Origin of the sequence: Micromonospora sp. LHW51205, assembly GCF_003315815.1 — a bacterium.
Taxonomy (GTDB): domain Bacteria; phylum Actinomycetota; class Actinomycetes; order Mycobacteriales; family Micromonosporaceae; genus Micromonospora; species Micromonospora chalcea.
The window spans coordinates 696,309-707,541 of the sequence record NZ_QMEZ01000002.1 but is presented as its reverse complement, the minus strand read 5'-3'; the positions used below and the strand labels follow the sequence as shown (position 1 = coordinate 707,541).

General features: G+C 71.1%; 9 protein-coding genes and 1 tRNA gene. 9 read left to right on the top strand and 1 reads right to left on the bottom strand.

Annotated features, from left to right (window positions below):
* Nucleotides 1-85: 85 nt before the first annotated feature.
* Complete coding sequence (locus DQE82_RS11230) at nt 86-532, top strand: SRPBCC domain-containing protein (protein WP_030503643.1); 447 nt, start codon at nt 86-88, stop codon at nt 530-532.
* Nucleotides 533-668: 136 nt separating this feature from the next.
* Here the strand turns inward: DQE82_RS11230 and aceE are convergent, their stop codons facing one another.
* Nucleotides 669-3,413 carry a pyruvate dehydrogenase (acetyl-transferring), homodimeric type gene (gene aceE, locus DQE82_RS11225; RefSeq protein WP_113972615.1) on the bottom strand — a complete coding sequence of 915 codons (2,745 nt, stop codon included), beginning with the start codon at nt 3,411-3,413 and terminating at the stop codon, nt 669-671.
* 189 nt (nt 3,414-3,602) lie between these two features.
* Here aceE and DQE82_RS11220 point away from each other — a divergent pair, with 189 nt between their 5' ends.
* From DQE82_RS11220 to DQE82_RS11185, 8 genes are all read left to right on the top strand, one after another.
* On the top strand, nt 3,603-4,007 hold the full coding sequence (locus tag DQE82_RS11220) for a secondary thiamine-phosphate synthase enzyme YjbQ (protein ID WP_199495979.1): 405 nt from the start codon (nt 3,603-3,605) through the stop codon (nt 4,005-4,007).
* A 57-nt stretch (nt 4,008-4,064) separates the two neighbouring features.
* Nucleotides 4,065-4,547, top strand: a complete 483-nt coding sequence (locus tag DQE82_RS11215) for a MarR family winged helix-turn-helix transcriptional regulator (RefSeq protein ID WP_113972613.1) — start codon at nt 4,065-4,067, stop codon at nt 4,545-4,547.
* A gap of 63 nt (nt 4,548-4,610) precedes the next feature.
* Complete coding sequence (locus DQE82_RS11210) at nt 4,611-7,475, top strand: transketolase C-terminal domain-containing protein (protein WP_370446788.1); 2,865 nt, start codon at nt 4,611-4,613, stop codon at nt 7,473-7,475.
* Nucleotides 7,476-7,586: 111 nt separating this feature from the next.
* Entirely contained in the window at nt 7,587-8,021 is a 435-nt protein-coding gene (locus tag DQE82_RS11205; RefSeq protein WP_013287823.1) for a DUF3052 domain-containing protein, read from the top strand.
* Nucleotides 8,022-8,029: 8 nt separating this feature from the next.
* On the top strand, nt 8,030-8,497 hold the full coding sequence (locus DQE82_RS11200; protein ID WP_043329219.1) for a peroxiredoxin: 468 nt from the start codon (nt 8,030-8,032) through the stop codon (nt 8,495-8,497).
* Nucleotides 8,498-8,579: 82 nt separating this feature from the next.
* Nucleotides 8,580-8,651, top strand: a tRNA-Val gene (locus tag DQE82_RS11195).
* A 286-nt stretch (nt 8,652-8,937) separates the two neighbouring features.
* On the top strand, nt 8,938-10,053 hold the full coding sequence (locus DQE82_RS11190) for an aromatic acid exporter family protein (protein WP_223201351.1): 1,116 nt from the start codon (nt 8,938-8,940) through the stop codon (nt 10,051-10,053).
* Between the two features lie 168 nt (nt 10,054-10,221).
* Nucleotides 10,222-11,115: an IS5 family transposase gene (locus tag DQE82_RS11185; protein ID WP_113972612.1), complete on the top strand. Its 894-nt coding sequence runs from the start codon at nt 10,222-10,224 to the stop codon at nt 11,113-11,115.
* The last annotated feature ends 118 nt before the right edge of the window (nt 11,116-11,233 follow it).

Genomic DNA, 11,233 nt, shown 5'->3' with positions numbered 1-11,233 from the left:
CTTTTCCGAACCCGTCCGCTTAAGTCCGATTTACACATAGAGTGCCAAATATCGCGGATGTGATTTAAGTGGGGGAAAGATACTCATGATCCTCGTGGAACGAAGCGCGCACGTGGCGGCGCCGGTGGATGTGGTCTGGGACGTGGTGCAGCGCGCCGAGCAGCTGCCGGCCTGGCTGGCGGGAGTCCGCGCGGCCGAGGTCCTGTCCGGGGAGGGATTCGGGCGGCGGCAGCTGGTCCAGGCCGGACGCGGCGCCGCGCACGAGGCCGAGGTGATCGCCTTCCAGGAGCCGACCCTGATCGGCTGGCGCGAACGCGCGAAGGGTGCCGGCGCCCGAGCCGAGGCGCGCACCGAGATCTACGTCCAGCTGACCCCGGACGAGGAGGCCGGCGGCACCGTCGTACGGCTGATCGTCGTGCGGTGGCCCGCCGGACCCGTCAAGGCGGCCCTGCTCCGGCTCGGCCTGCGCCGGGTCGGCGCCGACCTGGAGGACTCGCTGGCCCGGCTGACCGACCTGGCCGCCGTCGGCTGACCGAGCCCAGTCCCGGCGTCGCCCGCGATGGTGACGGCCCGGCGTTCCCGCCAGGGACGCCGGGCCGTCGTTCTACCCGAGGTTGTTAAGAAGGGGCCCCTCCTCTACCGGAGGCGTTAAGAAGGGGCCCTTCCTTTCAGCTGTCGCCGCCGGTCTCGCCGACCGGGGCGGCGTTGACGTCGTCCAGCGCGTACTTGCGGGCCGCGTCGGCCGGCACGTGCGCCGGCACCACACCGCGCAGCGCGAGCTGGCGCAGCGTGGCCACCGCCACCGACTCGGCGTCCACGTGGAAGTGGCGGCGCAGCGCGTGCCGGGTGTCCGACATGCCGAACCCGTCGGTGCCGAGCGAGGTGTAGTCGCCGGGTACCCAGCGGGCGATCAGGTCCGGTACCGCGCGCATCCAGTCGCTGACCGCGACCTTCGGCCCGTCGGCGTCGGCCAGCTTCCGCGCGATGTACGGCACCCGCGGCTCCTCGCCCGGGTTGAGCAGGTTGTGCTCCTCGCACTGGACCGCGTCGCGGCGCAGCTCGGTCCAGGACGTCACCGACCACACGTCGGCCGAGACGCCCCAGTCCTCGGCGAGCAGCTGCTGGGCCTTGAGCGCCCACTGCATGCCGGTGCCGGACGCGAGGATGTTCGCCTTCGGCGCGTCGTCGCCGACCTGCGGCGCGGGGGAGTAGCGGTGGATGCCCTTGACGATGCCCTCGACGTCCACGCCCTCCGGCTCGGCCGGCTGGAAGATCGGCTCGTTGTAGACGGTGAGGTAGTAGAAGATGTTCTCCTGCGCCTCGCCGTACATCCGGTGCAGGCCGTTCTCCACGATGTGCGCCAGCTCGAAGGCGAACGCCGCGTCGTAGGAGACCACCGCCGGGTTGGTGGCGGCGAGCAGCAGCGAGTGGCCGTCCTCGTGCTGCAGGCCCTCACCGTTGAGCGTGGTCCGGCCGGCGGTCGCGCCGAGCACGAAGCCCCGCGCCATCTGGTCCGCCGCCGCCCAGAACCCGTCGCCGGTGCGCTGGAAGCCGAACATCGAGTAGAAGATGTACAGCGGGATCATCGGCTCGCCGTGCGTCGCGTACGCCGTGCCGGCAGCGGTGAACGAGGCCACCGAACCGGCCTCGTTGATCCCCTCGTGCAGGATCTGGCCGGTGGTCGACTCCTTGTAGGACAGGAACAGGTCCCGGTCGACCGCGGTGTAGCGCTGACCGTGCGGCGAGTAGATCTTCTGCGTCGGGAACAGCGAGTCCATACCGAACGTACGGGCCTCGTCCGGGATGATCGGCACCCAGCGCTTGCCGAACTCCTTGTCCTTCATGATGTCCTTGAGCAGGCGGACGAACGCCATCGTGGTGGCGACCTTCTGCTTGCCCGACCCGCGCTTGACGTCGGAGAACCGCTCGCTGCCCGGGATGGCCAGCGTCTTGCGGGCGGTGCTGCGCGTGGGCAGGTAGCCGCCGAGCTGCTGACGCCGGTCCTTCAGGTAGGTGATCTCGTCCGACTTCTCGCCCGGCGTGTAGTACGGCGGGAGGTACGGGTTCTCCTCCAGAGACTTGTCCGGGATGTCCAGGTAGAGGCGGTCGCGGAAGAGCTTCAGGTCCTCCAGCGTCAGCTTCTTCATCTGGTGCGTGGCGTTGCGGCCCTCGAAGTGCGAGCCGAGCGTCCAGCCCTTGATCGTCTTGGCGAGGATCACCGTCGGCTGGCCGGTGTGCTCCATCGCCGCCTTGTAGGCCGCGTAGAGCTTGCGGTAGTCGTGGCCACCCCGCTTGAGGTTCCAGATCTCGTCGTCGGACAGGTGCTCGACCATCTTGCGGGTCCGCGGGTCGCGGCCGAAGAAGTGCTCCCGCACGTACGCCCCGGACTCCGCCTTGTAGGTCTGGTAGTCGCCGTCGGGCGTGGTGTTCATCAGGTTGACCAGCGCGCCGTCGGTGTCCGCGGCGAGCAGCGGGTCCCACTCCCGGCCCCAGACGACCTTGATGACGTTCCAGCCGGCGCCCCGGAAGAACGCCTCCAGCTCCTGCATGATCTTGCCGTTGCCGCGGACCGGTCCGTCCAGGCGCTGCAGGTTGCAGTTGATCACGAAGGTGAGGTTGTCCAGCTCCTCGCGGGCGGCCACGCCGATCGCGCCGAGCGACTCGACCTCGTCCATCTCGCCGTCGCCGAGGAACGCCCAGACGTGCTGCTGGGAGGTGTCCTTGATGCCCCGGTGCTGCAGGTAGCGGTTGAACCGCGCCTGGTAGATGGCGTTCAGCGGCCCGAGACCCATGGAGACGGTCGGGAACTCCCAGAAGTCCGGCATCAGCCGCGGGTGCGGGTACGACGGCAGCCCGCCACCGGGGTGCGACAGCTCCTGCCGGAACCCGTCGAGCTGGTTCTCGCTGAGCCGGCCCTCCAGGAACGCCCGCGCGTACATGCCGGGGGAGGCGTGGCCCTGGTAGAAGATCTGGTCGCCGCCGCCCGGGTGGTTCTTGCCCCGGAAGAAGTGGTTGAAGCCCACCTCGTAGAGCGACGCGGAGCTGGCGAACGTGGAGATGTGGCCACCGACGCCGATCTCCGGGCGCTGCGCCCGGTGCACCAGCATCGCGGCGTTCCACCTGATGTACGCCCGCAGCCGCCGCTCGACGTGCTCGTCACCCGGGAACCACGGTTCGCGCTCCGGCGGGATCGTGTTGATGTAGTCGGTGGTGGTCAGGGACGGCACCCCGACCTGCCGCTCGCGGGCCCGCTCCAGCAGGCGCAGCATGACGTACCGGGCTCGCTTTGTCCCGCGCTCGTCGATGACACCGTCGAGCGACTCGACCCATTCGCTGGTCTCTTCAGGGTCGATGTCCGGAAGCTGGCTCGGCAGACCAGCGGTGATCACCGGGCGCTTGCGTTCCGTAGCCACAGGCGTTCCCTCGGTTTCGTGTGGGATAGGTCTCTAGCGCCATCCTGCCCCCTGGTGGCGCGTGCCGTCACCTCTCCCACCCTCAGACGCGACGCTGAACACAGGTACCCATCAGTAACTTTGCGCGATCACCGGATGCGCTATCGGCGGGCGGGGCGGGGAACCGGGCACTGCGGCAGAATGCGCCGTATGCGCAGTGAGGTGATCACCGTCCGGACCGGCTCCCGGCCGACCGTCCGGGACATCACGAGCGAGGCCGAGCGGTTCGTCGCCGGGGCCGGCGACGGCCTGCTGCACGTCTTCGTCCCGCACGCCACCGCCGGGCTGGCGATCATCGAGACCGGCGCCGGCTCCGACGACGACCTGCTGCGGGCCCTGGACGACCTGCTTCCCACCGACGACAGGTGGCGGCACCGGCACGGCTCGCCCGGGCACGGACGCGACCACGTGCTGCCGGCGTTCGTGCCGCCGTACGCGACGCTGCCGGTGCTCGACGGGCGGATCCAGCTCGGCACCTGGCAGTCGATCTGCCTGGTCGACACCAACGGCGACAACCCCGACCGCCAGGTGCGCTTCTCGTTCCTGCCCGGCTGAGCGGCCGAACAGATAGTGGAGCGCGTCAATTGTTGACCCGTCACGTACAATCGACTGATGGCGCACTCCACTGTCTCCGCTGATCAGCCCGGCCCGGGTGACCGGCCGAGCCTCGCCGGGGACACCGTGCGCCGGATCCTGCACGTCGCCGCCGCGCTGCGCCACCACCAGGACGAGGCGCTCGCCGGGCTGGGGCTCACGCCGGCGGCCGCCCGCGCGCTGCACGAACTGGACCCGGACCGTCCGCTGCCCGCCCGCGACCTCGCCGAGCAGCTCGGCTGCGACAGGTCGAACGTCACCGGCCTGGCCGACCGGCTGGAGCGGGCCGGGCTGGTGGAACGACGCACCGACCCGGCCGACCGGCGGCAGAAGGCGCTCGTGGTCACCGAACGCGGCCGGGAGGTCCGCGAGCAGGTCGTCCAGGTCATGTCGGACCCCCGGCTGCTGGACGACCTCAGCACCGCCGAACTGGCCGCGCTACGTGAACTCGTCTTCAAGGTCTCCGACGGTGGGTGCCCGGAGGAGTGCGGCGAGGTCTGAGCCACGCCGGGCGGAACGTGTCCGACTGGGCGCGGCGGGCCCGAGTCGGTAATGCTGTCCGACGTGACCACCCCGCACGATCTCGACGACCGGCTCCGGGCCGAACTGGCCGCGCTCGGGGCGCCCGACCAGCGGCGCGACCTGGGCGAGCGGCTGCCCGACGGCGGGCCGCTGACCGGGGCGCAGGCGCTGGCCCTGTTCGACGCGCAGCTCACCAGCCGCCTGCTCGACCTGGCCGGGCAGTGGCTGCACGGCTTCGGTGAGGGGTACCACACCATCGAGTCGGCGGGGCACGAGGGCAACGCCGCCGTGGCCGCCGCGCTGCGGCCGACCGACCCCGCGCTGCTGCACCACCGCTCCGGGGCGTTCTACTGCCTGCGCGCCGCCCAGGCCGCCGGCGCCTTCCCCGCCGCCCCGGCGCCGGCCGTCCCGCCGACACCCGCCCCGGAGGCCGATCCCGACGCCGCCGTGGACGCCTCGCCCGATGCTGGTCCCGGCACCGTCGTCGACGGCTCGCCCAGTGCTGCTCCGCCGGCTGCCGCCGGCTCGCCCGGCAGCGCCGTTGACGGCTCGCCCGCCGCCGACGGCTCGCCCGGCACCGCTGCCCGCGCCGAGGTTCGCGGCTCGTCCGGTGCCGTCCCCGGCACCTCGAGCGGCGTCTCGCCCGACGAGCCGGCCGCATCCTCCGCGCAGCGGGCCACCCCCGCCTCCTCGGCTGTCGCCCCCGCTCCGTCTGCTGTCATCCCGGACCCGGCGGCCGCCCCGGCCCTGCCGGCCGCCGTGCACGAATCGCACGACCTGCCCGCCCAGCGCGGCACCGGCCAGGATTCGCACATCAATCCCACCTCCCAGGAGCAACGTTCCACCCTCCGGGAACCGGAGAGATCTTGGAACGAAAGTGCCCCTATAGGGGCCGTTTCGTACCAAGATCTCGAACGGCCGGGGGCGGGAGGCGAGGCGGGCAGCCTTCCCGCGGGAGCCGCGATCGTGGTGGACGCGGACGGTGACGCGACTGTCGGCGTACCCGATCTGCCACAGCCCGCGCCCGACGACGCGTTCGCGGCGGCGGCGCGCGACGTGCTGCGCGGCATTGTCGCGTCCGTGGAGGAACCGGCCGCCGGCGGCCGGCAGAAGCTCTTCGGCCGCGCCGACCTCGCGGTCGTGCCGACCGCCGCGAACGCCGGCTCGCACCTGCCCCGCGCGGTCGGCCTGGGGCTGGCGCTGGAGCGGCTGCGCCGGGGCGCCCGGTCCGCGGACGGCGAGCCGGAGGTAGCGGCCTGGCCCGCCGACGCCGTGGTGGTCTGCTCCTTCGGCGGCGCCTCGGTCAACCACGCCACGGTGACCGCCGCGCTCAACACCGCCGGCTGGTACGACCACACCGGCCTGCGTATCCCGGTGCTGTTCGTCTGCGAGGACAGCGGCGGCTCCGCCGACGGGTGGGTGGCGACGACGCTGCGGTCCCGGCCCGGCATCCGCTACTTCGCGGCCGACGGCACGGACGTGGCCGAGAGCTACCGGGTGGCGGCGGAGGCGTCGGCCTGGGTGCGTCGGCACCGCCGGCCCGCCGTGCTGCACCTGGGCGCGGTCCGGCTGATGGGCCAGGGCGACGCGGCCCGCGACCCGCTGCTGGCCACCGCGCGGCTGCTGGTCACCTCCGGGTACGCCGGGGGCGAGGAGCTGCTCAGCCGGTACGACGAGCGGGGCTGGCAGCTGCGCCGCATCGCCGAGGAGGTGCTGGACGAGCCGAAACTGACGTCCGCGGTCGAGGTGGTGCGGGAGCTGGCGCCGCGGCGGCCGGTCCGGGTGTCCCGGGCGGTGGCCGACGCGGCGGCGCGGGCGGCCGGGCCGGGCGCCGGGGCGCGGGCGGAGGCGTTCGGCGGCAAACCGCCGGAGCTGACCGGGCCGCTGACGCTGGCGCAGAGCATCAACGCGGCGCTCGCCGACGGCATGCTCGACCACCCTCAGATGGCGGTGTTCGGCCGGGACGTGGCCGCCGGTGGGGCGCACGGGGTGACCGAAGGGCTGCGGGACCGGTTCGGGGCGGCCCGCGTGTTCGACACGCCACGGGACGAGACCTCGATCCTCGGGCTCGGGCTGGGCGCCGGCCTGGCCGGGATGCTGCCGGTGCCGGAGATCCAGTATCTGGCGTATCTGCACAGCGCCGAGGACCAGCTCCGCGGCGAGGCGGCCACCATGCGGTTCTTCTCCCGGGGCGCGTTCCGCAACCCGATGGTGGTGCGGGTGGCCGCCCTGGCGGGCGAGGACGGGCTCGGCGGCCACGCGCGCAACGACAACTCGGTGGCGGTGCTGCGGGACGTACCGGGGCTCGTGGTCGCCGTGCCGGCGCGGCCGGACGACGCCGCGCCGATGCTGCGTACGTGCCTGGCCGCGGCCCGGGTGGACGGCAGCGTCTGCGTGTTCCTGGAGCCGGCCGCGCTCTACCACGCCCGCGACCTCTACGCCGACGGCGACGGCGAGTGGACGGTCGAGTACGCCGAGCCGGGCGCCTGGGCGGACCGGCACGTGCCGATCGGGCGGGCCCGCGTCTACGGGATCGGCTCGGCCGAGGACCTCACCATCATCACCTTCGGCGGCGGGGTGCGGATGTCGCTGCGTGCGGCGGCCACCCTGGCCGCGGAGGGCGTGGGCAGCCGGGTGGTGGATCTGCGCTGGCTGGCCCCGCTGCCGGTGGCCGACATCATCCGGGAGGCCTCGGCGACCGGCCGGGTGCTGGTGGTGGACGAGACGCGGCGCTCCGGCGGGGTGGGCGAGGGCGTGCTGTCCGCGCTCGTCGACACCGGGTACGTCGGCGCCGCGCGCCGTGTGGCCGGACTTGACTCGTTTGTACCATTAGGTCCGGCCGCTCGTCAGGTTCTGGTCTCCGAGGAAGCCATCACCCAGGGTGCCCGTACGCTGCTGGCACGGTAAATTCCGTTCCACCCGGTGCGCCACTTGCGCGGCGAGCCGCAACTGTGTGGACTGGGCCCGACGGTGTCACCCGACGCCACGAGCAGGGATGAGATGAGGAGGCACGCGACAGTGAGCGCGACCGCTGGCCAGGCCGACGGGGTACGCAGCCTGGCGGACCGGTTCGGTATCGAGCCGGGCATGGTCGTCATGGAGATGGGCTACGACGACGACGTCGACACCGATCTCCGGGACGCCCTGACCGACCGCTGTGGGGAACTCGTCGACGAGGACACCGACGAGGTGGTCGACGCGGTTCTGGTCTGGCACCGCGACGGCGACGGTGACCTCTTCGAGCTCCTCGTGGACGCCCTCGGGCCCCTTGCCGACAACGGCGTGGTCTGGCTCCTGACCCCGAAGGCCGGCCGCGACGGCCACGTCGAGCCGAGCGAGGTCGCGGAGAGCGCGCAGACCGCCGGCCTCCAGCAGACCTCCACCATCAACGCCGGCCGCGACTGGAGCGGCGCCCGCCTCGTCATGCGGCGCGGCTCCAAGAGCAAGAAGTAGGAGCACACATGCCCGTCGAGGTTGGCGCCGAAGCGCCCGACTTCCTGCTCAAGGACCAGAACAACCAGGAGGTACGGCTCGCCGACTTCCGCGGCCGCAAGACCGTCCTGCTCGTCTTCTACCCGCTCGCCTTCACCGGCGTCTGCCAGGGCGAGCTGTCCGAGGTGCGGGACAACCTCGACGAGTACGCCAACGACGACGTCCAGGTGCTGACCGTCAGCGTCGACTCCGTGTACGCCCACAAGATCTGGGCCGAGCAGGAGGGCTTCCAGTTCCCGCTGCTCGCCGACTTCTGGCCGCACGGCGCGGTCGCCCAGGCGTACGGCGTCTTCAACGACGTCGCGGGCATCGCCAACCGGGGCACCTTCGTCATCGACAAGGCCGGCGTGGTCCGCTTCGCGGAGATGAACATGCCCGGCGAGGCGCGCGATCAGCAGGGCTGGCGCAAGGCGCTGGCCGAGGCCGCCGCTGCCTGAGTCCCACACCCAGGTACGTCGTTCGACCGGGCCGGAGGCGGGCAGGTAAGCTGGCCGCTCCGGCCCGCCGTACGGGCGTTCCGGGCGCGTAGCTCAGTGGGAGAGCACTCGCCTTACAAGCGAGGGGTCGCAGGTTCGAAACCTGCCGCGCCCACCTTTCACATCAGCGGGAACCGTCCCGAGAAGATCACTCCCCGGGGCGGTGACTCGACGGGCTCCACGTGTTAGATCCGTTGCCATTGATGCCGGGACCAGGGCGGCTGGCGTCCGGGAGAATGAGCCTGTGGCCTCTGACCAGGAAGCGCTTCCGCGCCTGCGGGAATGCCCTACCGGGCCGGCGCTGCATTACGCTGCCAGGCCACACCTCGCAGGACCGCTACCTCCCCCGAGCGGTTGCCGCAGACGTAACCCTCGCCTGCACTGCTCCTCGGAGGTGAGACGTGGCTACCGTGGACCCGGGTTTGCGGCCAGAGATGGTGCAACGAGAAGGCCGGGAAGCTTTCGAGCGGCTTCGCACGTACTCCATAATCGCTGTTCAGGCGGGTGTGGCCGCTGGATTGTCCTGGTTCATCGCCAGCGACGTGCTGCACAATCCACAGGCGTTGTTCGCCCCCGCCGCCTCGATCGGCACGGTCGCAGCAGCCCTCGGCAATCGGATCAGGCGAGCGGCGGAACTCATCGCCGGGGTGATCCTCGGGGTGGCGGCCGGGCAGTTGATCATCTTCGCCATCGGGACGGGGCCGATACAGATCGCCGTGATCGTGGCATTCGCGATCTCGTCGGTAGCCGTGATTCGCGGGGGCGGCGCCGTGATGGTGCACGCAGGAAGCACCGCGGTGCTGCTGGGGACGCTGACTGCGCAGCAATCCCACCTGGCTGTGGCGCGGACGGTCAACGCGTTGATCGGGGGCGCGACGGCCATCGCCGTGGCGTTGCTGATCCTGCCGGCCAACCCTGTGCGCGTCGTGCACCGCTCTGCCGGTCCGTCGCTGGATGTTTTCGCCCGTGCTCTCACGGCTGTCGCCGAGGCGTTGGATCGGCGTGAGGTTCAACAGGCCGACGACGCCTTGCAGCGCCTGATCGCGGTAGAGCAGGAAAGAGACAAGACGATCGAGATGGTCGCCGCGGCGGGGGAGATCGCGCTTCTCTCACCCTGGCGGTGGCGACGATTGGGCATCCTGCGCCGGTATCAGCGCGCCTCCGAGCACCTCCAATCCGCCTACTCCAACAGCCGCGAATTGGCGCACTGGGTCGTATCGGCGGTACGGCTGCGTGAACCCGTACCCGCCGGCCTCTCAGCGTCGATCGAGCACCTCGGCCAAGCGGTGCGGCTGCTGCATCGCGATTTCGTCGCCGGCCGAGAGCCCGACCTTGCACGCGCGCGGGCGCAACAGGCCATCGAGGAGGTCAACCAGGCCTGCGCCGAAGAGATCGGATTCTGCGAGATGGTCCTCATTTCCCGGCTGCGCCTTGCCATCAGCGACGTGCTTCAAGCGTCCGGACTGCCAAAGGCAGAGGCAAATCAGCAGGCGGGGTTGGCCGCCGACTCGAGCTGATTCAACAACAGGTGTTCTTGCCGCGTTGCGGAAGCCGCAGCCGCGACTAAGGCGTGTTTCAGAAGTCGTGGTGGCCGGTGAAGGTCGCGGCGTGGCGGTGATCGACAACTAAAGAGGTCTCCGGTATCTGGTTCTGCGACCAAGCAAGAACTTCATACCGGAGACCTCGTGGCCAGCGTAGCGGTGACGAGGCGGCACGACCTCACCGACGCTCAGTGGCAGCGGCTCGCTGCGCTACTGCCGGCCGCGTCGGCGAAGGGCCGGCCGCCGAAGTGGCAGAAACGGCAGCTCATCGATGGGATCAGGTGGCGGATCCGGATCGGGTCGCCCTGGCGTGACGTCCCGGCCGAGTACGGACCCTGGCAGACGCTCTACGGCCTGTTCCGTCGCTGGCAGCGCGACGGCACCTGGGACAAGATCCTGGCCGCGTCACAGGCCGCCGGCGATGCGCAAGGCCGCATCGGCTGGACGGTCAGCGTGGACTCGATGACCAGCCGCGCCCACCAACACGCCGCCGGCGCCCGCAGAGACGGCCACCTGCAGAAAGAGCCACCCGGTGGCGTGCACGACGAACCCGCCGATCACGCCCTCGGACGATCTCGCGGCGGTCTGACCACCAAGACGCATCTGGCCTGTGAGCAGGGACAGAAGGTCCTATCGATGGTCGTGACCGCCGGGCACCGTGGTGACAGCCCGCAGTTCATCCCGGTCCTGCGTCGTATCAAGGTGACCCGCCTCGGGGTGGGCCGGCCCCGCACCTGCCCCGACCTGGTCCTGGCCGACAAGGCGTACACCAGCCGCGGAAACCGCGCCTACCTGCGCAAGCGCGGGATCAAGGCGTGCATCCCGAGTAAGACCGATCAAGACGCCCACCGCAAGGCCAAGGGCAGCCGCGGCGGGCGCCCGCCGAAGTTCGACCGAGACCTCTACCGGATGCGACATGCCGTCGAGAACGGCATCGCCCGGCTCAAGCGCCACCGCGGCCTGGCCACCCGCTACGACAAGTTGGCCGTCCGGTTCCAGGCCGTCCTGACCATCACCATCATCTGTGAATGGCTCTGACCGGGCTTATGAAACACGCCTTAGCGGCGGACGACACGGGAGAGCAAGCGACAGCTCGCAGCTCCGAACCGGCCGCACCCGCCGCTCACGCCAGCCAAACCGCCGGTGCGGTGACAGC

What these genes read in the sequence shown, in the direction of transcription:
- DQE82_RS11230 (WP_030503643.1), top strand. Translation starts at nt 86, where the DNA reads ATGATCCTCGTGGAACGAAGCGCGCACGTGGCGGCGCCGGTGGATGTG.
- DQE82_RS11220 (WP_199495979.1), top strand. Translation starts at nt 3,603, where the DNA reads ATGCGCAGTGAGGTGATCACCGTCCGGACCGGCTCCCGGCCGACCGTC.
- DQE82_RS11215 (WP_113972613.1), top strand. Translation starts at nt 4,065, where the DNA reads ATGGCGCACTCCACTGTCTCCGCTGATCAGCCCGGCCCGGGTGACCGG.
- DQE82_RS11200 (WP_043329219.1), top strand. Translation starts at nt 8,030, where the DNA reads ATGCCCGTCGAGGTTGGCGCCGAAGCGCCCGACTTCCTGCTCAAGGAC.